The organism is Caulobacter sp. X (assembly GCF_002742635.1).
In the GTDB taxonomy this organism is placed as follows: domain Bacteria; phylum Pseudomonadota; class Alphaproteobacteria; order Caulobacterales; family Caulobacteraceae; genus Caulobacter.
Map to the genome: position 1 here is coordinate 1,405,519 of NZ_PEGF01000001.1, position 21,196 is coordinate 1,426,714.

The 21,196-nt window shown below is 65.2% G+C and carries 20 protein-coding genes, 2 tRNA genes and 2 pseudogenes; 11 read left to right on the plus strand and 13 right to left on the minus strand.

What is annotated here, in order from left to right; all coding sequences use genetic code 11:
* The first annotated feature begins 51 nt into the window (after positions 1–51).
* The gene (locus tag CSW60_RS06450; protein ID WP_099536448.1) at positions 52–1,863 is read left to right on the plus strand and encodes an ATP-binding protein; all 1,812 of its coding nucleotides are present in this window, start codon (positions 52–54) and stop codon (positions 1,861–1,863) included.
* 103 nt (positions 1,864–1,966) lie between these two features.
* Here the strand turns inward: CSW60_RS06450 and CSW60_RS06455 are convergent, their stop codons facing one another.
* Positions 1,967–2,395 (minus strand): MucR family transcriptional regulator, encoded by a 429-nt coding sequence (locus tag CSW60_RS06455; protein ID WP_099537575.1) that lies wholly within the window; start codon positions 2,393–2,395, stop codon positions 1,967–1,969.
* Between the two features lie 559 nt (positions 2,396–2,954).
* Positions 2,955–3,611 (minus strand): hypothetical protein, encoded by a 657-nt coding sequence (locus CSW60_RS23040; protein ID WP_143324128.1) that lies wholly within the window; start codon positions 3,609–3,611, stop codon positions 2,955–2,957.
* Positions 3,612–3,911: 300 nt separating this feature from the next.
* On the opposite strand from CSW60_RS23040, the gene CSW60_RS06460 reads away from it, so the two are divergent.
* Both CSW60_RS06460 and CSW60_RS06465 read left to right on the plus strand, forming a co-directional pair.
* Positions 3,912–4,391: a hypothetical protein gene (locus tag CSW60_RS06460; RefSeq protein WP_099536449.1), complete on the plus strand. Its 480-nt coding sequence runs from the start codon at positions 3,912–3,914 to the stop codon at positions 4,389–4,391.
* A 105-nt stretch (positions 4,392–4,496) separates the two neighbouring features.
* A complete protein-coding gene (locus CSW60_RS06465; RefSeq protein ID WP_099536450.1) occupies positions 4,497–5,033 on the plus strand; it encodes a hypothetical protein in 537 nt (178 codons plus the stop codon).
* Positions 5,034–5,266: 233 nt separating this feature from the next.
* Here the strand turns inward: CSW60_RS06465 and CSW60_RS06470 are convergent.
* Positions 5,267–5,340: transfer RNA gene (locus CSW60_RS06470), tRNA-Gln, on the minus strand.
* 165 nt (positions 5,341–5,505) lie between these two features.
* On the opposite strand from CSW60_RS06470, the gene CSW60_RS06475 reads away from it, so the two are divergent.
* Positions 5,506–5,582 (plus strand) — tRNA-Pro (locus CSW60_RS06475).
* A 175-nt stretch (positions 5,583–5,757) separates the two neighbouring features.
* The gene (sppA, locus tag CSW60_RS06480) at positions 5,758–7,542 is read left to right on the plus strand and encodes a signal peptide peptidase SppA (RefSeq protein ID WP_099536451.1); all 1,785 of its coding nucleotides are present in this window, start codon (positions 5,758–5,760) and stop codon (positions 7,540–7,542) included.
* An 88-nt stretch (positions 7,543–7,630) separates the two neighbouring features.
* Here the strand turns inward: sppA and CSW60_RS06485 are convergent.
* A pseudogene (locus CSW60_RS06485) lies at positions 7,631–7,993 on the minus strand (DUF4440 domain-containing protein); the annotation flags it as partial.
* A gap of 163 nt (positions 7,994–8,156) precedes the next feature.
* Complete coding sequence (locus CSW60_RS06490; RefSeq protein ID WP_099536452.1) at positions 8,157–11,303, minus strand: carboxypeptidase regulatory-like domain-containing protein; 3,147 nt, start codon at positions 11,301–11,303, stop codon at positions 8,157–8,159.
* A gap of 607 nt (positions 11,304–11,910) precedes the next feature.
* On the opposite strand from CSW60_RS06490, the gene CSW60_RS06495 reads away from it, so the two are divergent.
* Positions 11,911–12,318 (plus strand): TIGR01244 family sulfur transferase, encoded by a 408-nt coding sequence (locus CSW60_RS06495; protein ID WP_099536453.1) that lies wholly within the window; start codon positions 11,911–11,913, stop codon positions 12,316–12,318.
* Between the two features lie 3 nt (positions 12,319–12,321).
* Here the strand turns inward: CSW60_RS06495 and CSW60_RS23045 are convergent, their stop codons facing one another.
* Positions 12,322–12,468: a hypothetical protein gene (locus CSW60_RS23045; RefSeq protein WP_143324129.1), complete on the minus strand. Its 147-nt coding sequence runs from the start codon at positions 12,466–12,468 to the stop codon at positions 12,322–12,324.
* A 72-nt stretch (positions 12,469–12,540) separates the two neighbouring features.
* On the opposite strand from CSW60_RS23045, the gene CSW60_RS06500 reads away from it, so the two are divergent.
* A complete protein-coding gene (locus CSW60_RS06500) occupies positions 12,541–13,431 on the plus strand; it encodes an MBL fold metallo-hydrolase (RefSeq protein WP_099536454.1) in 891 nt (296 codons plus the stop codon).
* On the opposite strand, the gene pdxH is transcribed toward CSW60_RS06500, so the two are convergent.
* On the minus strand, positions 13,428–14,096 hold the full coding sequence (pdxH, locus tag CSW60_RS06505; RefSeq protein ID WP_099537577.1) for a pyridoxamine 5'-phosphate oxidase: 669 nt from the start codon (positions 14,094–14,096) through the stop codon (positions 13,428–13,430). The two genes, CSW60_RS06500 and pdxH, sit on opposite strands and share 4 nt — an antisense overlap.
* A gap of 106 nt (positions 14,097–14,202) precedes the next feature.
* Between pdxH and CSW60_RS06510 the strand changes: the two genes are divergently transcribed.
* Complete coding sequence (locus CSW60_RS06510) at positions 14,203–14,901, plus strand: DnaJ domain-containing protein (protein ID WP_099536455.1); 699 nt, start codon at positions 14,203–14,205, stop codon at positions 14,899–14,901.
* Positions 14,902–14,907: 6 nt separating this feature from the next.
* Here CSW60_RS06510 and CSW60_RS23885 read toward each other — a convergent pair.
* Positions 14,908–15,042: pseudogene (locus tag CSW60_RS23885) on the minus strand (hypothetical protein); the annotation flags it as partial.
* Between the two features lie 97 nt (positions 15,043–15,139).
* On the opposite strand from CSW60_RS23885, the gene CSW60_RS06520 reads away from it, so the two are divergent.
* Both CSW60_RS06520 and CSW60_RS06525 read left to right on the plus strand, forming a co-directional pair.
* Positions 15,140–15,556 (plus strand): organic hydroperoxide resistance protein, encoded by a 417-nt coding sequence (locus CSW60_RS06520; protein ID WP_099536456.1) that lies wholly within the window; start codon positions 15,140–15,142, stop codon positions 15,554–15,556.
* A 10-nt stretch (positions 15,557–15,566) separates the two neighbouring features.
* Entirely contained in the window at positions 15,567–16,013 is a 447-nt protein-coding gene (locus tag CSW60_RS06525; RefSeq protein ID WP_099536457.1) for a MarR family winged helix-turn-helix transcriptional regulator, read from the plus strand.
* Positions 16,014–16,016: 3 nt separating this feature from the next.
* On the opposite strand, the gene CSW60_RS06530 is transcribed toward CSW60_RS06525, so the two are convergent.
* From CSW60_RS06530 to CSW60_RS06540, 3 genes are all read right to left on the minus strand, one after another.
* Positions 16,017–16,412 (minus strand): DUF4282 domain-containing protein, encoded by a 396-nt coding sequence (locus CSW60_RS06530; RefSeq protein WP_099536458.1) that lies wholly within the window; start codon positions 16,410–16,412, stop codon positions 16,017–16,019.
* A gap of 115 nt (positions 16,413–16,527) precedes the next feature.
* Entirely contained in the window at positions 16,528–17,067 is a 540-nt protein-coding gene (locus CSW60_RS06535; protein WP_099536459.1) for a hypothetical protein, read from the minus strand.
* Between the two features lie 81 nt (positions 17,068–17,148).
* Positions 17,149–17,763, minus strand: coding sequence for a TetR/AcrR family transcriptional regulator (locus tag CSW60_RS06540; protein WP_099536460.1), 615 nt, complete (start codon positions 17,761–17,763; stop codon positions 17,149–17,151).
* Positions 17,764–17,880: 117 nt separating this feature from the next.
* Here CSW60_RS06540 and CSW60_RS06545 point away from each other — a divergent pair, with 117 nt between their 5' ends.
* Complete coding sequence (locus CSW60_RS06545) at positions 17,881–19,209, plus strand: oxygenase MpaB family protein (RefSeq protein WP_099536461.1); 1,329 nt, start codon at positions 17,881–17,883, stop codon at positions 19,207–19,209.
* 54 nt (positions 19,210–19,263) lie between these two features.
* Here CSW60_RS06545 and CSW60_RS06550 read toward each other — a convergent pair whose 3' ends face one another.
* Complete coding sequence (locus tag CSW60_RS06550) at positions 19,264–20,307, minus strand: NAD(P)-dependent alcohol dehydrogenase (protein WP_099536462.1); 1,044 nt, start codon at positions 20,305–20,307, stop codon at positions 19,264–19,266.
* A gap of 235 nt (positions 20,308–20,542) precedes the next feature.
* Positions 20,543–20,872 carry a multidrug efflux SMR transporter gene (locus tag CSW60_RS06555; protein WP_099536463.1) on the minus strand — a complete coding sequence of 110 codons (330 nt, stop codon included), beginning with the start codon at positions 20,870–20,872 and terminating at the stop codon, positions 20,543–20,545.
* Positions 20,873–21,196 lie beyond the last annotated feature (324 nt).

Here is a 21,196-nt window from a genome sequence, read left to right on the forward strand (position 1 = left end):
CTTAACCTCCCCCACGTATATCGTCGTTCTTGACGACAGCGAGGGCTGGGATTGCAGGTCAAGGACACCGGTTCAGATCGGCGGGCGGAAGTCGCGCTCACGCGCGCCTATGTTCCGATCGTGCGCGGCTACCTGATCGCCAGCTCTGTTTACTATGCGCTGATCAGCCTTTCTCACCCCTTCTACGAGAAGGGTTTTGCGTTTTGGCTTCTGGAGGGCCTGTCGGTCGCCGCCTGCCTTTACGGTTTCGGCGCCTGGCGCGCGCTGAAGGGGGAACGGATTGTCGGCCCGAGCCTGGAGGCCGTGGCTCTGGGCATGAACACCCTGTTCCTGTCGAACGTCCTCGCCTACCAGATCCTGCACTTCGAGCCGATGAAGCTCGTCTATTTCGTGCTGATGGGCTTGGTCTTCGCCACCTCGGCCCCCTCGCGCCGCGTGGCGCTGGTCAGCGTCAGCGCCGCCGTGATCGGGCTGGCTTGGATGGCCCAGAAGGCGCCGGGCGACACGATCAACAACTACGCCTTCATTGGCCTGGCCGGGGCGTTCGCGGCCTTTGGCATGTCCAGCCTGATGCGCGGCGTCGTCCACCGTGAGGTGCGGGCGCGTCTCGCCAGCGAGGCCCTCAATGTCGAGCTGCAGCGCGAGTTGACCGAGAACCGTCGCCTGAAGACCGAAGCCCAGGCCCTGGCCCTCACCGCCGAGACCGCCAACCGCGCCAAGACCGAATTCCTGGCGACCATGAGCCACGAGATCCGCACGCCCCTGAACGGCGTGCTGGGCATGGCGCAGATCATGGCGGCAAGCGACCTCAGTCCCGACCAGCGCCGCCGCCTCGACACCATCACCGCCTCGGGCCAGTCGCTGCTGGGCGTGATCAACGCCATCCTGGACATCTCGAAGATCGAGGCGGGCAAGATGGAGATCAACCCCGCCCCGTTTGACCTCTCCGCCCACCTGGACGCCCTGCGCCAGCTCTACGGCGGCCTGGCGCGCGACAAGGGCCTCGACTTCAATCTAGAGATCACGGCGGACGCGCAGGGCTGGCGCCTGGGCGACGCCGACCGTTTGCGACAGGTGATGTCGAACCTGATCTCGAACGCCGTGAAATTCACCGACGCCGGCAAGGTTCAGGTGTTGGTCGATGGCGATGACGAGACCATCGTCGCGCGCGTGACGGACAGCGGCGTCGGCATACCGGAGGCCGAGCGCGGTCGCCTGTTCACGAAATTCGCCCAGCTCGACAGCTCCAGCACCCGTCGCGCTGGCGGCTCGGGTCTGGGTCTGGCGATCTGCAAGACGCTGAGCGAGCTGATGGGCGGCTCGATTGTCTATTCGACCGCCGAAGGGGGCGGCGCCTGCTTCACGGTCACCCTGCCAATGCCGCGTGTAAAGCCGGCGGACGGGCAAGACCCTCATCAGGGCATCAACGGACCAGATGCGAACTCGGACACGCCCAAGATTCTCGTCGTGGACGACAACCAGACCAATCGCGCCGTGCTGCTGACCCTGCTGGGCCACCTGGGGGTCGCCGCGCAGTTCGCCGTCGACGGTCGCGACGCCCTCGCCATGTGGGAACGCGCCCACTGGGACGCGATCTTGATGGACATCCACATGCCGGTCATGGACGGCGTGCAGGCCAGCCAGACGATCCGCGCGCGCGAGGGCGCCACGGGACGCCCCCGCACGCCGATCATCGCCGTCACCGCCAGCGTCCTGACCCACGAACGGACCCTCTACGCCGAGGCGGGGATGGACGGCATCGTCGCCAAGCCCGTGGAGATTCCGCGCCTCGTCGAAGCCCTGGGCAAGGCCCTGTCGATCGATCCCGTGGTCGATCACGCCGACACGCGCGGCGTCGCCTGACCCACCCGCCTCGCGGGCCGACAACAAAAAAGGGGACGCCATGGCGTCCCCTCTTTCATTCAGATTGGCTCGGCGACCGCTCGTGAGAACTGTCGCCGGTACGTCAAGACTTGCGCGAACGCGGAGCCTTGCCCTTTCGACCGCCCTGCCCCAGGCCCAGGGCCTTGGCCATCTTGGACCGCGCTTCACTGTAGGCCGGAGCGGTCGTCGGATAGTCGTTCGGCAGACCCCGTTTAGCCTTGTACTCGGCCACGGTCATGCCGTGGGTCGTGAGGTGGCGCTTCAGCGTCTTGTACGGCTTGCCGTCCTCGAAGCTGATCAGCGCCTCAGGCGTAATGCTTTTGCGGATCTGAGCCGGCGTCGCCTTGGTCACGGTCTCCACGGTGGGAGCCGGCGGCGCGCCAATACCGGCCAGGGCGTCGTGCGTCGCGCGGATCAAGGCCGGAAGGTCCGACACCGGCGTCGAATTATTCGCAACATAATTAGCCACGATTTCCGCCGTTAGCTCGATGAGGGTCGCTTTATCTTCCACGATCACAACTCCATTCCCCTATTCTCCCGCTGAGCCCGCAATTACACCTTCGCTTGAGAAAAACAAGTAGTTCAAAGCCAGAAAGCTGATTGATGCGTGTTAAAGCTTAGCAATCGTTTGTGAATGAGCGCGTTCAACGAGGAAAATTTCCATCCACTATAAGGCTGACCACCTCGCTTTAAGCCCGGCCAGCCTAGCGAAAACAGCGTACGCCGGCATCCATCACGCAGTTGCGAACAGCACTCATGTATGTGAACGGCGGTCACGATGCGAATATCGTGATCACCAGCTTCGTCGACAGAACAACACGCAAACGTTGAAACGGATCATCGTCGCTCGCGCTTTCGTCGATTAGGGTTTTGCTCATCTGGATTTGGCCGAGAAACGATCTACCGTCGACCAACGATTTCCAGGGCGATTCGTAGCGCGCCGCGTCAGGTTCGGCGACGTTTTCCGGGTTAGGAAAGGCTCAACGAAGGGACGCAGCGATGCGTCGCCCCGCCACGGACTTGGCGCAGGAAGCTGCAAAGATGGCCACCGCCGGTGGCTTCAGCAAGGCCTAGTTGTAGGCAACTCCTGGGTGCTCTCGACGCCACTTGGCGGAGGAGGCGCCCAAAAGCGTTTTATAGCTAACCGTAACGCCTGCCGAAGGCTTCCCGCTCTTCATTAGCGGCCCGACTCTGTACGACTTCGCGAAAATACGACCAAATCCCTTCAGAGATTCGCTATCTCCGGTCGCATTGAAGGTACATTTAGTTAGCCTACCATCGCTATTAACGACGCATGTAGTAAATAAAAACCCCTCGAAAGCATCATCTCTATACTCAGGCGGTACATACGCTAGCTGATCTTCATTGGGCATTTTCTCAATGACATCAAATTGACTAATATCGTATACTATAATGGGCTCAGGGAGCTCTACTGACTCCTCTCGTTTCATGGCTGCCGGGCGTTTGGAAATCAGCGCCGCTGCGGCTTGCCCTTTTGACACCCCGGGCACGGTGGCCTTCTTCATGGAGCCCGGCGACGGATCAATCGCTTCATCGACCTTAGCTGGCTTTGCCGTGATTTTTGTTGGGATGTCGACGCCGAAATCGTGAGCCGCAGCCGGGGAAGGGATCGGATTTTTCCAGATATAGACACCAACGGCTATACCAACGATGGCCAAGAAGAAACTGCCCGCAGCCCAGAACTCGTTCCTCGTGAACCTGCTCACCGTTCGCACGCCCCCATGCTTCTTGAAGACAAAAGCAGAGCGAGAATGGGAGTCAACTATGCAGCGCCCTTACCTTGATCAGCCCCCAAGAAAGCGGGGCGCAAATGATGACACACGCAAATCGCGGAGATGCCCCCCCTACCGACCAGCCTCGTATGGGCTGGCCGGCGGTCGAACAGGTTTGAGCGGAAGACTCAGCTATGCGCCTTCAAAACCCACCATTAGCTTAGCTCAGGACGGCCGTTATCCGGCGACAACCGAGCGACTAGGCTGTCACCTAGCCACGGTAGAGACGTACGCATGGCCTACGAGATGCAGGGCGTTGCGCTAGCCAAGCTGTACGAGCTGGCGATTGCGCGGCTCAATTCCGCGACTCAAATTGCCACGACCGCTATTCAATCGCTCTTGCTCATCAACGGCGGAGCGATTGTGGCCGTACTCGGCCTTCTCGCCCAAGGCAAAAACGCCTCGATCCTAGCGGGGGTATATTTACCCACGGTCCTTTGCGGGATCATGGCTTTCGCGTTGGCCGTCTTTCTAACGCTTTTAGCCTCCGTCTGCGGTCATGATTCCCAAGCGCGAATGTCAGGCGTCGAGGTTCGAGAAGCCGAGCGATTCTATCAGACTGCGGAGTTTGGCCGCCCCGCAGAAGAAGTCGCTGAGCTCGAAACAGCGAACCGTCACCTTGTAATGGGCGTGTGGCTGGTCATCGCCTCAGTGTTTCTGTTTCTGACAGGCGGGGCCTATTTGGCCTGGGCCTTTCTCGCCCCCATTTGGTAGCCAAACCTACGCGCCGCACATCCTCTGAGAGAGCGTCTATCGGGACCGCGACCGGTCAAACGTCAAAACCGAAAAGGGATTTGGAACGTGACTGGAGGGCGGAAAATGGTCGTTAAAAACGCGCACCTTTCGTTCGCCCGTGAAACTTTGCGCACCTTCATCGACGCGGTTGCTCAAACACGAGCTATTTGCGAGCTGAAGGAACCGCCCTACTTCCTGACCGTCGCCCAGCGGAACGCCTATGACACGGCGATCAATGCGTGGTGCATCCTTTTTGGATCGGACCATGCCGATAATCAGCAGATCCACTGGAAAAACATGTTCGACCATGACCATTTTCGCACCGGTCTGCGTGCGTCGCTGGGCATGTCTCAGGATCAATGGACCGCTTATAGGAAAGCGCTGGTCGACTATCGTAACGAGCTAACGGCCCACCGAGACCTAAACCCCAAAACCCGCCTAAACCCGTCGTTCGACGCGGCGCTGCTGGCCGCTGACTTTTATCACGAGCAGCTTCGGGTGAAGACCGAGAACGAGACCGGCCGCAAGGCGACTGGGCCTACCCTTCTTGAGGAATTCGACGAGCGCCTATCAGCCTTCATCGACCAGGCCTTAAAGGCCAAAGAAGCAATCGAACTATAGCGCCACACAGACCGCGATAAATGAGGCCAGAGGCGTGTCGCCTTTCACGATCGCTTTAGCTCCAGTTTTCCCATGGATTTAGTACGCCCCATCGACGACGGCCGGTGATAGCGCCCTTCGCTGAGAGGTCAGATGCCGGTGTAAAAGCTGTAAAAAATCCGGCCGATCCGTAGGAGGATTGTAAAAACCCTACTCCCGCCACGCGGATCGCCGCCGTAAGTGATTGAAAAGACTGGCTGGGGAACTAGGACTCGAACCTAGAATGACGGTACCAAAAACCGCAGTGTTACCATTACACCATTCCCCAGCAGGAACGGCGAGACCCGTCAGGGCCCGGCGAGGCGGTGGAGATAGCTCACGACTCGGATGGATGCAACAGGCCATTTTCGATCTTTTTTCGGGCCGTCGCACGATCGTCGAAAAAGGCGCTTGCGCCCTCCGAAACACCCTCCTATAAGGCCGGCCTCCAAGTCGGAGTGTGGCTCAGTCTGGTAGAGCACTGCGTTCGGGACGCAGGGGTCGCAGGTTCAAATCCTGCCACTCCGACCATTTCCTCCCCGCTAGCCAGAAGCGGGAAAGCTGCCGAAAAAACAGAAGATTAGCAGCCAGCGCTCCGGCGCTGACGCCAATCCTGCGTGAAGCCGAACGGCGTTGCGCGCTCTTCATTTGGAACCGTCCGCGACACCGGGTAACTTGTGTCGGACACCTCCCAACGGGACTTCCGATGAAGCAGTTCTTCCTGACCGTCGCCGGCGTGTTTGTCGGCCTTCTCTTGTTCGTGGTCGGAGTTCCGTTCCTCCTCATCGTGATCGCCGCCGGGGCGGCGCGCCCCGCCCCGCCCCCGGCGCACGCCGTCCTGCAACTGGACCTGCGCCAGGGCCTGACCGATCAGACGCCCCGGAACCCGTTCGCCGCCCTGGGCGGAAGCGGCGACTCCGTGATGTCGATCATCGAGACGCTGCGACGGGCGGAGAAGGACGACAAGGTCCGCGCCGTCCTGGTGCGCCTGCCCGAGGGCGGCGTCGCCCCGGCGGCGGCCGACGAGCTGCGCCTGGCCTTCAAGCACTTCCGCGATGTCGGCGGCAAGCCGATCTACGCCCACAGCCAGGGCCTCTACCCCTCGGGCATGGTCACCTCGACCTATATGCTGGGCGCCTCGGCCAGCGAGCTGTGGATGCAGCCCGACAGCAGCTTCCAGGCGGTCGGCCTGTCCAGCGAGTCGATGTTCTTCAAGCGCTTCTTCGACAAGTACGGCGTCAAGGCCGACTACGAGCAGCGCTACGAGTACAAGAACGCGGTCAATCCGTATCTCTATAGCGACTACACGCCGGCTCACCGGGAATCGACGCTGTCGTGGATGGGCTCGGTCTATCGCACCGCCCTGGTCAGCGCCGCGGTCGATCGCAAGCGCGATCCGGTCCAGCTGACCCGCACGCTCGAGGACGGCCCCTACAGCGCCCAGGAGGCGCAAGCGAAGGGCCTGATCGACAAGGTCGGCCAGGTCAGCGACATCCAGGCCTTCGCCCTCGACAAGGCCGGCAAGGGCGCCAAGCTGATCGACTTCGACGACTACGCCTCGCGCAGCAAGCCGCCCATCGTGAAGACCGGTCCGGCCATCGCCGTGATCGGCGCCGAGGGCGCGATCGTCACCGGGACCAGCGGCGGCGGCTCGCCCTTCGGCGGCGAGAGCAACGTCTATTCAGACGACGTGGCCCAGGCCTTCAAGAACGCGATCGACGACAAGGACATCAAGGCGATCGTCTTCCGCGTCTCCTCGCCCGGCGGCTCGGACACCGCCTCCGAGCAGATCCTGGCGGCGATGAAGGCCGCAAAGGCCGCGGGCAAGCCCGTGGTGGTCAGCATGGGGACCTACGCGGCCTCGGGCGGCTACTGGATCTCGAGCCAGGCCGACGCGATCGTCGCCCAGCCCTCGACCCTGACCGGCTCAATCGGCGTCTATGGCGGCAAGTTCGCCATCGGCGACGCCCTGGCGCGGTTCGGCGTCGACACCAAGCAGCTGCATGTCGGCGGCGACTACGCCCAGGCCTTCGGCTCGGGCGACGGCTTCACGCCCGAGCAACGCGCCAAGTTCGCCGGCTGGATGGACCGCATCTACGCCGGCTTCGTCACCCGCGTGGCCGAGGGCCGCAAACTGCCCGCCGCTCGCGTGCGCGAGATCGCCAAGGGCCGCGTCTGGACCGGCGAGCAAGCCAAGCAGCTGGGCCTGGTCGACGAGCTGGGCGGCTTCTACCAGGCGGTCGACAAGGCCAAGGCCCTGGCCAAGCTGAACGGCGACGTGCGCCTCAAGCGCATGGACGGCGGCCCCTCGCCCTTCGAGGCCCTGGAGAAGCTGCTGGGCGTCAGCGAGACCTCGGTCCGGACGCTGGCGGCGGCCGCCTGGGTGCTGGGCGATCCCCGCTCGCAGGCCCTTCTCGACGAAATGGCCAAGGCCCGCCTGCGCGCGGCGCCCGGCGGCGCGTCGGTGCTGGCGGACACGCCGGTGCGCTAGAGGCTAGGCGCCCCCAAAAGGCGAAGGCCGCCCGGGGCTCCGGTCCGCGGGCGGCCTTTTTTTCTGGATGCTCGCCGCCGCGAGAGCCTTAGCTGCTGTGGTCGGCGATGATCCGCCAGCCGGCCTTCTCGTGGGCCATGACGAGGGTGGTGTAGCCGCTCGCGGCCTTTCCGTCGGCGTAGGTTAGAGTCCAACGCGCCACGTAGAGCGCGTGGCGTTTGTCCAGCGGCCGGAAGTCCAGCGTCTCGAACGTCAGCACGCCCCGCTTGGCTGGATCGCCGAAGTCATACTTGGTCCTGTACCGCTCCAGCATGGCGGCCTTGCCTCGGACGAGGCCCTCCGCCGTGACGAAGCTGGTCTGTGGAGCGTCGGAATAACTGGCCATGAAGCGTCCGACGTCGCCGGCGTTCCAGCCCTTGGCGCTGTCGGCGATCACCGCCTCGACCGCCTTTCGCTCCCCTGTCGGTTCCGCGCCTTGAGCCGCGCCAGCCAGGGCGACGAATAGAAGACCCAGGATCATCTCGCGCAATGCTTCCTCCCGTGTAGGCGCCCTTCAAAGAAAACGGCGGGCCCCTTTCGGAGCCCGCCGCGATCCATTCAGAGCTGCGTCGACCTTAGAACGTCAGGTCGAAGCCCAGACGCACGTAGCGCGGCGTCTGGAAAGTGATCGGCTGGCCGAACACCGGCTGGCGCGTCGCCGAGAGCGGGCTGCCGGTCGCCGGCGCCGTGTAGAGCACGGTGCCGTTTTCGGCGACGTTCTGCACGTTCACAGGCTTGCGCGAGTTGAAGATATTGAAGACGTCCGCGCGCAGGACGAGGTCGCCCTGGTAGGGGAAGAACTTCGGCACCGTGTAGCGCAGCGACGCGTCGATCGACGACGTCCAGGGCGTGCTCGTGCCCTTGCCTTGAGGCACCAGCTTGCCACCGCAGTAGTGGGTGTACGACGGACCGTAGTTGTTCTCCAGGACCGGGTCGTTCGGGTCATAGCCGATGCAGCCGACGCGGCGGGGCGAGATGACGGTGCCGTTGGCGCCGAGCATCAGGCTGTCGGTCAGCTGATACGAACCATAGGCCTTGAAGACGTGGGCGTGGTGGTTCGGCAGCAGGCCGTAGGCGCCTTCCAGCAGGGTCGGGGTATCGTATTGCAGGGTCACGCCCGAGTCGACCTGACCGCTGGCGTAGTCGCTGTACGACGAGCCTTCGTAGTTACCCTTCAGCTCCGACAGGGTGTAGGTCCCGTGGAAGCTCCACTTCCCGTCGAAGGCGCGGTCGAACGACAGATCCAGAGCCGTGTATTCACGCTTCGGCTTCGGATAGCCCAGTTGCTGCGCCGTGAAGGTGATGGTCGGCAGTTCCGTGCTCGTCGAGGTGAGCGGGCTCTGCAGACGCACCGTCGCGGCCGAACCGGGGTTGATGATGGCGTAGTCGATCAGGGTGCCGTCGTAGTTATCGCAGACGATGCCCTTTTCCTTGCAGTACGCGCGAACCGCGTAGTCGATGGCGACGTCGTCGGCGCCCTCAACCAGGTTGCGGTAGGTCAGGGTGACGCCAACAGTCCACAGGTTGTCGAACTTGTGGCTGTAACCGACCAGGAATTCATCCTCCTCCGTCGGCTTCAGCTCTTTGCTGTGCTGCTGATCGGCGGTGTAGAACGAACCGTCATTCTGATAGGTGCAGCCCACCACGCCCGCGGCCGAAGCGCCACCGGCGACGCAGGCGCGAGCGCCCGAATAGCCGACCAACTGGGTGCCGAGACCGCCGGTCGGAAGACCGGTGCGCGCGTCCGGGGTGTAACCGGCCAGATTGTAGTAGCGCGCGGTGAAGTCGTAGGTGCCGGCGGCCTGACGATAGGCCGTGTTGGCCGCGATCGGCAGGAAGTACTTGCCGTAGTTAGCGAAGATCTTGTCGCGGCCTTCACCCGTGGGGTCCCACGTGACGCCGATGCGCGGCGCGATGTTGTTCTTCAGGTCCGCGAAGACCACGCCGTTCGAGCCGGCTTGCTGGAAGCTGTCGCTACGAACGCCGAGGTTCAGGGTCAGGCCGCGGAACGGCGTCCACGAGTCTTGGACATACCAGGCGTGGTTCTTGCCGTCGAAGGCGCCGCCCGAGATGAAGGTGCGGGCTTCGATGAACTGCGTGCCCGCGGCCAGGCCCAGGGCGTTACCAGCGGCGGCGACCTTGTAGGTGTAGGCCGCGTTGCCGGTGTAGAGCGAGAAGTGCTTCAGATAGTTGTCTTCGTGGTCATAGCCGCCACGGATGTGGTGCTTGCCCAGCAGGTCGAAGTACAGGTCGGCGTCCGCGCGCCAGAAATTGCGCTTGGTGTTGTACGGCGCGCCGATAGCCGAAACCGACTGCTGGCTGATCGTCGAGGCGGTGCCGCTACGCTGATCCTGAACCAGCGGATCGGTGGTGTTCAGCGGCAGGGTCGCCTGGTTGTCGGTGTTGCGGCCATAGGCGCCCGACAGCGTCAGCCAGTCGGTGAACGAGCCGGTGTACTTGAACACGAAGTTCTCGCCGCCGGTCGGGAAGTTCGAGCCCGACTTGAAGCCGCCGACCTTGTCGGTGAACTGGTTGTAGCCGTACACGCGACGCTTGGTGACGTCGGTGGTGCGGAAGTAGGTCGCTTCCAGGTGCTGACGCGAGGTGATGTAGGCGTCCAGCTTGGCGCCCCAGAATGGCTGGCCCGAACGGTCGACCGTCAGGTTTTCGGCGCCGTTCGGGTTGGCCGTTTCACGCGCGGTGGTGGCGGCGGTCGAACGGGTGGCCTGGTTCGCGGGGTTCAGCTCAAGCTTACGCATCTGAGCCAAGCCGTAGAAGAACAGGTGGTCCTTGATGATCGGGCCGCCGGCTTCGAACACCAGATCGCGATAGTCGCGCTTCAGGTGGTTGCCCGCGTTCAGATAGCTGTCCTTCTGATCGGACCGCAGGCTGTTGGGCTCATAGTTGCCGTGGACGGCGAACATGAAGTCGTTGGTGCCGGACTTGGTCACGGCGGTGACGATACCGCCGGTCGCGCGGCCGAACTCGGCGGGATAGCCGCCGGTCTTCACTTCGAACGTCTTGTAGAAGTCGAACGGCACGGTCGCGCCGCCGAGGTAGGTATTGAAGTTCGTGATGTTCAGGCCGTTGATGTAGAAGGCGTTTTCCGACACCGAAGCGCCGCCGATCGCCGTCTGGCTGGCATAGTTGCCCGCACCCCCCGCGACCGCGCCGGGCGCGAGCAGGGCCAGACCCTGGACGCTGCGAACCACCGGCACCGACTTCACCAACTGCTCGACGTCCACGGCCAGACCGGTCGTGGTTTGCGAGAAGTCCAGCTCCGGCCGAGCCGTGGCCGTGATCACCACCTCAGAGACTTCGCCGGTGGCGACGAGGGTGAAGGCGTAGTTCGACTCGCCGCCGGCGCGCACGGCCAAGCCGGCGTTGCTGGACGGCTGATAGCCATCCTTCGAGATCGTCACCGTGTAGGCGCCGGTGGGGATCAGCGGAGCGCGGAAGACGCCGTTGGCGTCGGTCGTGGAATTCTGCGACACGCCCGTCGCTTGCGACTTCACGGTCACCGCCGCGCCGGCCAAGGGCGCGCCGCCGGAATCCAGCACGCGGCCGCTCAGCGTGCCGCTGGTGTAGTCCTGGGCGCTGGCGATCGTCGGCGCCAGCGTCGCGACAGCGCCGATGGCCAGCGGCGTCGCGATCGTCGCTAGGCCCGCGAGCAGCGTCGTCGTCAACAGACGCGCGCGCGCGCTACCTTTGGTGGATTTCATGCTGAAAGTGTCCCCTCTGAGAGTGGCGCCAGCGGCAAGCGGGACAAACAACCCCTCTAGAAAGTTTGTCCGGCCTGGAGCGGAAAACCGCTGAAATGCGCCACCAGCCTACTGGTGTCCCGGAAACAAATTCCCCGGTTAAGGGGACGTTAGGAGCCGCCGGAGCCGGGGGTCAATTGCCATTGCAAAATTGTAATGCACAAGCCGAAGACGTGTCGCAAAAACGCCACAGGCGCGACCAATTTCCAGCAACCAACGCTCAAGGATGGCCCCGCCCTCGAAGCGTGAGCGCCAGCGCCAGCTCAAGATAATTGATTGAACAGAATTATTTTCTCTTCAGAGATCGCCGTTCTCGAAAAGGCGAACACACTGCCAAGACAGCCGAAAAGTGCGCGCCAGACCTTGACGACCGCACTTTAATACCTAGAGCCGCTTTGTTAACGGCAATATACTTTCACAATCTCGTCACATCTTCAGGCGGATCGCCCCTTACGGCGCCGCGAGGCCATGCATCCCTCGAGGCGAACTGACCATTGTCTAGGCGCCCCTTGGCCGCAAAGATGTCGACGCGGCGAACGGCGTCGCGACCAGTCAGTTCGGCGGAGCCATGAGCGATTTTCGACGCGTCACCAATTCTCTTTCGGTCAGCCCCCAGGTCTCGGAAGCCGACATGGCTCGCGCGGCGGAAGAAGGGTTCGTTCTGGTGATCAATAATCGCCCCGACGGCGAAGACCCCAACCAGCCGTCCAGCGCGGCGATCGAGGCGGCCGCGCGGGCGGCGGGCCTGGACTATCTGTATGTCCCGGTGCGTGGCGGCCCCACGCCGGACCAGGTCGAGACGGTGCGGGCCGCGGTTGAGGCGGCGAGCGGGCCGGTGCTGGCCTTCTGCCGTTCGGGCACCCGCTCGATCGTCACCTGGTCGATTGGTCAGGCCCTGGCCGGCGCGGATCGTGGGACGCTGATCGAGCAGGGCCTGGGCGCCGGCTACGACCTTTCGGGCGTGCTGCCGGCCTGACGCCTAGAAGCGGGAGGCCTCGCGCGCGGCCATCGGCGTCGGTTCGGCCTGGCAGCTGGTCAGGACGAACTGCGCCAGCATGATACAGAGAACGGCGAACACCGCGCGCTGAAGCCGTTTTGAAACAAAAATCGCCGCGTCCGTCGCCATGATCCGGTCCCCCTGGGATACTCGAGGACCCTCAGCGCAAGACCGGCGCCGCGATCACACCGGAGCGACCCCATGATTCCCTTCGTCCGCGAGCTGGCGTTCGAATATGGCCGCTGCGACCAGGTCTCGCCGCTGATCCGTCGGGTGATCGCCCGCAATCCCGGCCCGTTCACCTATACCGGCACCGGCGTCTATATCGTCGGCCGCGGCGAGGTGGCGGTGATCGACCCCGGTCCCGACCTGCCCGAGCACTTCGAGGCGCTGAAGGCGGCCCTGGCCGGCGAGCGGGTGACCCACGTGCTGGTCACTCACCACCACCTGGACCACAGCCCTCTCGCCCGCCCGCTGGCCGATCTGTTCGGCGCCAAGGTGTATGGCAGACCCGCGCCGGCGGATCATGGCGAGGCGGCCGCGCCCGGCCTGGAGGAAGGCGCGGATGAGCGTTTCCGTCCCGATGTCGAACTCTCGGACAGCGACGTGATCAACGGCCCGGGCTGGACGCTGGAGTCGGTGACCACGCCAGGCCACACCTCCAACCACGTCTGCTTCGCGCTGAAGGAAGAGAACGCCCTGTTCTCGGGCGACCACATCATGGGCTGGTCGACGACGGTGGTCAGCCCGCCCGACGGCGACATGGGCGACTATTTCGCCAGTCTGGCCAAGGTGCGGGCGCGGAACTTCGACACCCTGTGGCCGACCCACGGCGCGCCGGTGCGCGAGGTCGGGCCGTTCATCGACGCCTATATCGCCCACCGCCGGGCGCGCGAGGCGCAGATCCTGCACGCACTGGGCGCGGGCTTCACGTCCATCCCGGCCATGGTCCCCAGCCTGTACGCCGCGGTCGATCCGCGTCTGCATCCGGCCGCGGCGTTGTCGGTCCTGGCCCACATGAACCAGCTGGTGAAGGAAGGCCGGGTGATCGCCGAGGGCGAAGGCCTAAGCGGCCAGTATCGCCTCGCCTAGGGGAACAGCCGCTTCGTCGTCCAGCCCTCGGCCACCCGGTCGAACACCAGGCGCTCGTGCAGCCGGAACGGGCGATCGCGCCAGAACTCGATGGCGACCGGAACGATGCGATAGCCCGACCAGTGCGGCGGACGCGGCACCTTTCCGAGGCCGAACTTCAAGCCCATCTCGGCCACCCGCTTCTCCAGCGCCAGGCGATCGGGCAAAGGCTGGGACTGGTCGCTGGCCCACGCGCCGATCTGGCTGTGACGGGCGCGGCTGGCGAAATAGGCGTCGGCCTCGGCGTCGGTCACCGATTCCACGAGACCCCGGATCCGCACTTGGCGGCGCAGCGACTTCCAGTGGAACAGGATGGCGGCCTTCGGATTGGCCGCCAGCTCCCGCCCCTTGGCGCTGTGGGTGTTGGTGTAGAAGACGAAGCCCCGCTGATCGAAGTCCTTCAGCAGCACCATGCGCGAGTCGGGCATGCCGTCGGCGTCGACCGTCGAGACCGTCATGGCGTTGGGGTCGTTCAGCTCCTTCTTGCCCGCGTCCTCCAGCCACTCGGCGAACAGGGCGAAGGGATCCTCCTCCGACAGCAGCGGCGGCGGCGTGGCCTCGGTGACCTGGCGGACATAGTCGTCCTCGCTGGGCGAGGCGGGGATCAGGGTCTGGTCGGCGCTCATGATGTCCATATAGGCCCCTCAGCGGCGACGAGCCACAGCGCCGGTCCCGTAAGCGAAAGTCTTAACTTAACGCCCCGTTGACCATCCGGGCGGCAGGGTCGCCGCCATGACCGCCAAAGGCCCCGTCCTGACGCTTTTCGCTGCTCGCACCCTGCTCGGCGTCGGGCCGGACGCGGACGAACGCGCGCTGCGCAAGGCCTATCGCGAGGCCGCCAAGCGGGCCCATCCGGACCGTCCGACCGGCGACGCGGCCCTGTTCCGCGAGGTCCAGGCCGCCTATCGCCTGCTGCAGGACGCCCTGGCGCGCCCGACGACCTTCGCGCCGGCCGTAACCGCGCCGGCGGTGACCGACTACGCGTTCCTGGACATCGACATCGCCACCGCCGTGTTCGGCGGCTCCGAGGAACTGTCGATCGACGGTCGCCGCCTGCGGCTAAAACTACCCGCCGGCCTGCGCGCCGGCGACAAGGTCCGGCTGCTGGACGTGCTGTTCGAGGTCCGCCACCGGCCGCTGGACGGCGCCCTGGTGCGCGGCGACGACCTGTGGCTGACCGGCAAGGTCGCCCCTCGCGTCCTGGCCGAGGGCGGCCGGGTCGAGGCCGACACGCCTCTGGGTCCGCGCCAAGCCTGGATTTCGACCAAGGCCGCCGAGCGCGGCCTGGTCCGCCTGGCCGGCCAGGGCCTGCCCGCCCGCGCCCACCACCGCGCGGGTGACCTTTTCCTGCGCCTGGAAGCGGCGGAGAAGGACAAGGACAGCCTGGCCCGCTCCCTTCTGCGCCGCTTCGCGGCCGCCTGGGCGGCTTAGAGGTTTAGCGCCCCCTCCGTCACGATGCTGCGCATCGCGCCACCTCCCCCGTTGCACGGGTGAGGAGGACGCGGCTCATCCTCCCTAGCGGAGCGGGGGAGGTGGATCGGCGCGGATACGCGCCGAGACGGAGGGGGCGCTCATTCCATCGCGCGCGATCTTTTTCATCCCCTCGCCCTTGCAATTAAATCGTGCACGATTAAATCGTTCATATCATTCCAGAGCGAGGAGTTTCGCCATGACCACCCTCTACACCACCCGCGCCACCGTCGTCGGCGGCCGCGAAGGCCATGTCCGCAGCGAGGACGGCCTGCTGGACGTGCAACTGTCGATGCCCAAGTCGCTGGGCGGCAAGGAGACGGGCACGAACCCCGAGCAGCTGTTCGCGGCCGGCTACGCCGCCTGCTTCCAGAGCGCGATGGGCCACGTCGCCCGCACCCAGAAGATTCCGCTGACCGGCTCGACCGTGACCGGCCAGGTCGGCCTCGCCAGCGCCGGCGCGGGCTTCGCCCTGGAAGTGGCCCTCGAAGTCGAGACCCAAGGCCTCAGCCAGGCCGAGGCCGAGGCCCTGGTCGCCACCGCCCATCAGGTCTGCCCGTACTCCAACGCCACGCGCGGCAATGTCGATGTGGCGATCAGCGTCAAGGCGGCGTAAGCCAGTCGACATGACAGAGAAACCCGCGTCATCCGAAAGCCCTGTCGAGATCCTGCGCCTCGACAACCAGCTGTGCTTCGCCCTCTACGGCGCGGCCAACCGGATGACGCGGCTCTATCGGCCGATCCTGGACGCCCTGGGCCTGACCTATCCGCAGTACCTGGCCATGCTGGTGCTATGGGAGCAGAGCCCGCGCACCGTCGGCGCCCTGGGCGACGCGCTGGACCTTGATTCCAGCACCCTGACCCCGCTGCTCAAGCGGCTGGAGGCGGGCGGCCTCGTCGAGCGCCACCGCGACCCGGACGACGAGCGGCGGGTGATCGTGGCGCTGACGGAAAAAGGCCAGGCCCTTCGCGAGCAGGCGGCCAGCGTGCCGGAAAAACTGTTCTGCGCGCTGAACATGCCGCTGGCCGAGCTCACGACCTTGCGCGAGCGACTGAAGACGGTCGCCCGCTGAGGATTACGGCTGCGGAGGCTCGGCCGGCTGCGCCTGACGGCGGGCCAGGAAGGCGGCGTGATCGGCGTCGCTGGTCTGGCGCAGCGCGCGCAGATCCTCGCTGATCCGGAAGATGGCGACGTAGAACTCGCAGAAAGCCCGCCACAGCAGGACGAGCGCGCCGGCGACCAGCAGGCCGGCGACCAGGACCGGGAAAGCCAGCAGCAGGGAGCCGACGCCCGGCTCCTTCAAAGCCAGGCCCACGGCCGCGCCGACGACCGAGAAGCCGAACAGGGCCACGACGCCCAGGCCGGCCCAGTAGATGAAGTGAATCACCGGCCCGGTGACCAGGCGATCGAACGTCAGAAGATCCCAAAGCAGCGAGTTGGACCCACGCTTGGTCTTATTGGCCGGAGGCATACGGGAACCCCAAGTCGGCGGAAAACCGCCCCTTTGCAGGCCATCGCTAGCAGCGAGAGGCCCGCTCGGCAATGCCGAGCGGGCGAACGTTATCATCGTCTTTCAGAACGATGGCTTACTGCGGCTTGGCGCCGGCGACGGTCGCGTCGATCTGGGCCTTGGTGGCCGTGGTCGAGACGCTGCCGTCCGCGCCCGCGGTCAGGCTGTTGCCCGGCAGGGCGAACTTCACGCCGCCATTGGTGACAATCACGTTGGTCGAGCCGTCGGCGCCGGTGCTGGTGCCGCTGATCTGGCCGACCGGCACGCCTTGGGCGTCCTTCACGGCCGAACCGACCTTGAAGCTGGCGACCGTGGCCGAGCTCGGCGTCGCGGCGCTATCGGCGGTGCTGGCCGACGGCGAGGTCATCGCGGCGCCCGGCGCGGTCGAGGCGGCGCCCGGCGTGGTCATGGTCGAGCCTGGCGTGGTCATGGTCTGGCCCGGTGCCGTGGCCGCTTGGCCGGGAGGCGTTTGCCCGGGCGCCGTCGGCGCGGTGGCGGCGCCGGTCGAGGGCGTACCGGTGGCGGTCGAGCCGGTGGTGGTCGTCGTCTGGGCGAAAGCGGCGCCGGCGAACGTCAGGGACGCGGCGGCGGCGAGCAAGGCAAGCTTGTTGGTCATCTAAACTCTCCGTCGAGGCCCCTCCCGGCGGAAACAACGTGACCTTGGCGTGGCGGTTCCGTCAGGGAGTCGACACGAACTCTACCGAGACGCGCTTTTCGTGACGGCCAGCGCCGAAATATAGCTTTCCATCAACCGGACCAGTTCGTCCTCCAGGCGCTGAGGATCAAGGCCCAGACCCTGCTCGACCGTCGCCGCGCGCAGCAGGCCGACCACGGCGTGGGTCAGGACGAAACCCGCCTCCGGCGACAGGTCAAAGCCCAGCGCCGCCTTGCCGGCGATGGCGGCGAAGAACGACTGATGATGCCGCGCCATCACCGCCTCGCCCTCGTCCAGCAGCAGGGCGTCCAGAAGGGCGCGACGCGTGGCGGGCGAGCCTTCGAAGGCGGTCGCCAGGGTCCGTACGATCAGCCGCACCGCGCCGATGTCCGGCCGCGCGATCACGAGATCCGCGATCCGGTCGCGCGCGGCCTCGGCCCTGCGATGCGCCAAGGCCGCGAGGACCGCCTGCTTGCCGCCGAAGTACTGGTAGAGCGTGCCGACGCTGACCCCCGCCCGCTCGGCGATGTGGTTGGTGGTCAGGGCCTCGACGCCGCCCTGCTCCAGAAGTTGAAAGGTCGCCTCGAGAATGGCCTCGACCGTCGCTTCCGAGCGCGGCTGTCTTGGCGTTCGCCTTGTCTTTTCAGGGCCTTGCATCCGCGCCGCGCCGCCTTTCCGTATCAGGGCCAAGGCGAGTAGCCGAGGCCTACGGTTAGCGTAACCTATGATGCGAAAACCGGATCCGTCACGGGTCCGCGACGTCACGAGGATCAGATGAACACGACGCTGGACCAGGTCCTGGCCAAGGTCGCCTCGCAAAAGACCGCCCTGCCCGCGCTCTATGGCGACGTCGACTTCGACATCACGCCGGAGCGGTTCACGACCGATCCCAGGCAAAGCGTCGCGCCGAGGCTGGCGCGCGCCAAGCTGGATCCGGACAAGATCGCCCTGATCAAGGCCTACACCATGCTGGGCGACGTCGTGGCCGACGCCTACGCCGCCCTGATGCCGCGCCATGGCTTCCGGCCTCTGGTCGAGATGCTGACCAAGGCCTGCGACGAGGGGATCGCGGCCGTGCCCGACGCCCCGCCGGAACTGGCGGCCTTCATCGCCGACATGGAGCGCATCCCGGACTGGCTGGACATGGACCTGGTGCGCGAGGGCCAGCGGCTGGACCGTAACGCCGCGGCCAACCTGGGGCCCTTCGCGATCCGCGGCGCGTTCATCGCCACCTTCATGAACAAGTACGCCGCCCTGCCGATGGCGCTGACCGGGACTCTGTCAAACGACACCGCCGCGCGGCGCGTGAACGAGACGGCGACCTTCTTCACAGCCACCCTGCTGCCCGGCTCGCTAGAGCGGCATGGCGCCGGCTTCCGCGCCGCGGCCATGGTGCGGCTGATGCATTCGATGGTGCGGTTCAACGCCCTGAAGCGCTCGAACCGTTGGGACGTGGGCGTCTACGGGATCCCGATCCCGCAGGTCGACCAGATGCCGGCCGGCCTGATCCCGATCTTCCTGATGAGCTACAAGATCGTCGGCGAGGGCCGGAAGGTCTTCACCGCCGACGAGCGCGCCCGGGTCGAGCTGGCCCGCTATCGCTGCTTCCTCTTGGGCCTGCCCGAGGACCTGCTGGCCGACACGCCGCAAGGCGTGGTCGACACCATGAACGCCCGTAGCGCCACCCTGCGCGCCGGCTTCGACGACGCCACCTGCGGCGAGCTGGTCCGCGCCACGCTGAACGCCTACCTGCTTCCGGACGAGCGCCCCGAGAACCGCCTGTTCGACCAGGTCGAGCGCGGCTTCTCCAAGGTGTTCTTCCTGCGCAACTTCATGAACGGCGACGTGGCGGCGGCCAAGCGCATGGGGGTCGAGATCGGCCCGCGCGACTTCATGATGTTCGGCCTGGTGGCCACGCTGGTGACCGGCCAACTGACCGCCTATCGCCTGGCGCGGCGGGTGCCCGGGCTATCGGACCTAGCCGACGCGCGGCTGGTTGGGCGGCTGAAGCGGCAGTTGAAGCGCTACGGCCACGCCGAGTTCACCTCAGACGCGGAGAAGTACCGGCCGGCGACGGGAGCCAAGCCGGCGGCGGTGGCCTAAACCCTAACCCGACTTCCCCGGCGAATGCCGGGGAAATCGGATCCGAGAAGCGCCCTACAGCGTCGCCATGTCGATCACGAAGCGGTAGCGCACGTCGCTCTTGTGCATGCGTTTATAGGCCTCGTTGATCTGGTCGATCGAGATGGTCTCGATCTCGGCGACGATGTTGTTCTCGCCGCAGAAGTCGAGCATCTCCTGGGTTTCCTTGATCGAGCCGATCATCGAGCCGGCCAGGGTGCGGCGGCCGGGGATCAGGGCGAAGGCGTTCAGCGGCACCGGCTCTTCGGGCGCGCCGACGATCACCATGGTCCCGTCGACCTTCAACAAGGCGAGGTACGCGCCCCAGTCGATGCCGGCCGAGACGGTGCAAATGATCAGGTCGAAGGTGTCGGCCAGGGTCTCGAAGGTCTTCGGGTCATTGGTGGCGTAGTAGTGGTCCGCGCCCAGGCGCAGGCCGTCGGCCTGCTTGGATAGGGTCTGGCTCAGCACCGTGACCTCGGCCCCCATGGCGTGGGCCAGCTTGACGCCCATATGGCCCAGGCCGCCCATGCCCAGGATCGCGACCTTCTTGCCAGGACCGGCGTTCCAGTGGCGCAGCGGCGAGTAGAGCGTGATGCCCGCGCACAGCAGCGGCGCGGCGGCGTCCAGCGGCAGGTTCTCGGGGATCGACAGGACGTAGTCTTCCTTGACCACGATGTGGTCGGAATAGCCGCCATAGGTCGGGGTGTCCGAACCGGGCTCGAAGGCGCTGTAAGTCAGGACCAGGCCCGGCTGGTACTGTTCGCGATCCAGGTCGCGGGCGGCCTTGCAGGTCACGCAGCTATCGACGAAGCAGCCGACGCCGACGGGATCGCCTTCCTTGAACCTGGTGACATTGGCGCCGACGGCGGTGACCACGCCGGCGATCTCGTGGCCCGGCACGATCGGGTAGACGCTCTGGCCCCAGCCGTTGTCGACCATGTGGATGTCGGAGTGGCAAACGCCGCAGTACTTGATCGAGATGACGACGTCGTCGGGATTGGGGTCGCGGCGTTCGAAAGTGAACGGCGCCAGGGGCGCGCCAGCGGCGGGCGCCGCATAGCCTTTAGCGGTGGCCATTCGGGATAGATCCTTGGATTTGGAGATCGCGGTCGGGGAGGACCGCGCGCGGCAGATTTGCCATATGGGGCCGCGCCAGCGGTAGACCAGTTCGCCGGACCGATTGCACGATCCTCCAGAGGTGGCATGGTGGCACAGAGCGGACGGGCTGGATGGCTATTCGGGGTGGATGGTGGACCATCTCCGGTCGCCGGGATCATTCACGATCCGACCTGAGACAGCCCGCAACCTCAACTCAATGAGCGCTGGCCTTTGAGAAGAGGTTTAGCACGACGACCCCTGCCACAATGAGCGACATGCCAAGGATGGCTGCTGCGTCGAGCTTCTGGCCCTGAAAGATCCAAGCGATCGCGGTGATGAGCACAACACCCACGCCTGACCAGATTGCGTAGGCGATGCCGGTGGGCAAGGTGCGGAGCGTCAAGGACAGAAAGTAAAACGCCACCGCATATCCGGCGACCACGACAAGGGATGGCACAAGCTTCGTGAACCCTTCCGACGGCTTCATGAAGGTAGTGGCCGTGACTTCGGCTGCGATAGCGGTGAGTAGATAGAGGTAGTGCATGGCGCTCAGCGTCCTTGGACGAGGGGCGCATTCGCGATAGCGGGCGCCCCTCAATTGAGGTGACGCCGTGGCTGAGAAGAACCCGCGAACGGGCGCAGGAGACACCACCCTGCAACTCTATTTTCGGCCCGGCACCTATAGTTCCGGCGGATGTCGAGATCAATTGCGCCGGGGGCGCAAAGTCCTCCTAGCGTCGTTTCCAGTCTCCAGTCTGAATCCAGAAACCCGACCTTCCCAGCGAACGCCGGGACCCAGATCGAACCCACTGAGACCCAGTCGTTCAGCGCGGCGCGAGATCGCATCATCCCCAGACGCTCCGGATGA

Excerpts from the sequence above, each read along its gene's own strand:
- CSW60_RS06460 (WP_099536449.1), top strand. The coding sequence starts at position 3,912 with ATGGCCTACGAGATGCAGGGCGTTGCGCTAGCCAAGCTGTACGAGCTG.
- CSW60_RS06465 (WP_099536450.1), top strand. The coding sequence starts at position 4,497 with ATGGTCGTTAAAAACGCGCACCTTTCGTTCGCCCGTGAAACTTTGCGC.
- sppA (WP_099536451.1), top strand. The coding sequence starts at position 5,758 with ATGAAGCAGTTCTTCCTGACCGTCGCCGGCGTGTTTGTCGGCCTTCTC.
- CSW60_RS06490 (WP_099536452.1), bottom strand. The coding sequence starts at position 11,303 with ATGAAATCCACCAAAGGTAGCGCGCGCGCGCGTCTGTTGACGACGACG.
- CSW60_RS06495 (WP_099536453.1), top strand. The coding sequence starts at position 11,911 with ATGAGCGATTTTCGACGCGTCACCAATTCTCTTTCGGTCAGCCCCCAG.
- CSW60_RS23045 (WP_143324129.1), bottom strand. The coding sequence starts at position 12,468 with ATGGCGACGGACGCGGCGATTTTTGTTTCAAAACGGCTTCAGCGCGCG.
- CSW60_RS06500 (WP_099536454.1), top strand. The coding sequence starts at position 12,541 with ATGATTCCCTTCGTCCGCGAGCTGGCGTTCGAATATGGCCGCTGCGAC.
- pdxH (WP_099537577.1), bottom strand. The coding sequence starts at position 14,096 with ATGAGCGCCGACCAGACCCTGATCCCCGCCTCGCCCAGCGAGGACGAC.
- CSW60_RS06510 (WP_099536455.1), top strand. The coding sequence starts at position 14,203 with ATGACCGCCAAAGGCCCCGTCCTGACGCTTTTCGCTGCTCGCACCCTG.
- CSW60_RS06520 (WP_099536456.1), top strand. The coding sequence starts at position 15,140 with ATGACCACCCTCTACACCACCCGCGCCACCGTCGTCGGCGGCCGCGAA.
- CSW60_RS06525 (WP_099536457.1), top strand. The coding sequence starts at position 15,567 with ATGACAGAGAAACCCGCGTCATCCGAAAGCCCTGTCGAGATCCTGCGC.
- CSW60_RS06530 (WP_099536458.1), bottom strand. The coding sequence starts at position 16,412 with ATGCCTCCGGCCAATAAGACCAAGCGTGGGTCCAACTCGCTGCTTTGG.
- CSW60_RS06535 (WP_099536459.1), bottom strand. The coding sequence starts at position 17,067 with ATGACCAACAAGCTTGCCTTGCTCGCCGCCGCCGCGTCCCTGACGTTC.
- CSW60_RS06540 (WP_099536460.1), bottom strand. The coding sequence starts at position 17,763 with ATGCAAGGCCCTGAAAAGACAAGGCGAACGCCAAGACAGCCGCGCTCG.
- CSW60_RS06545 (WP_099536461.1), top strand. The coding sequence starts at position 17,881 with ATGAACACGACGCTGGACCAGGTCCTGGCCAAGGTCGCCTCGCAAAAG.
- CSW60_RS06550 (WP_099536462.1), bottom strand. The coding sequence starts at position 20,307 with ATGGCCACCGCTAAAGGCTATGCGGCGCCCGCCGCTGGCGCGCCCCTG.
- CSW60_RS06555 (WP_099536463.1), bottom strand. The coding sequence starts at position 20,872 with ATGCACTACCTCTATCTACTCACCGCTATCGCAGCCGAAGTCACGGCC.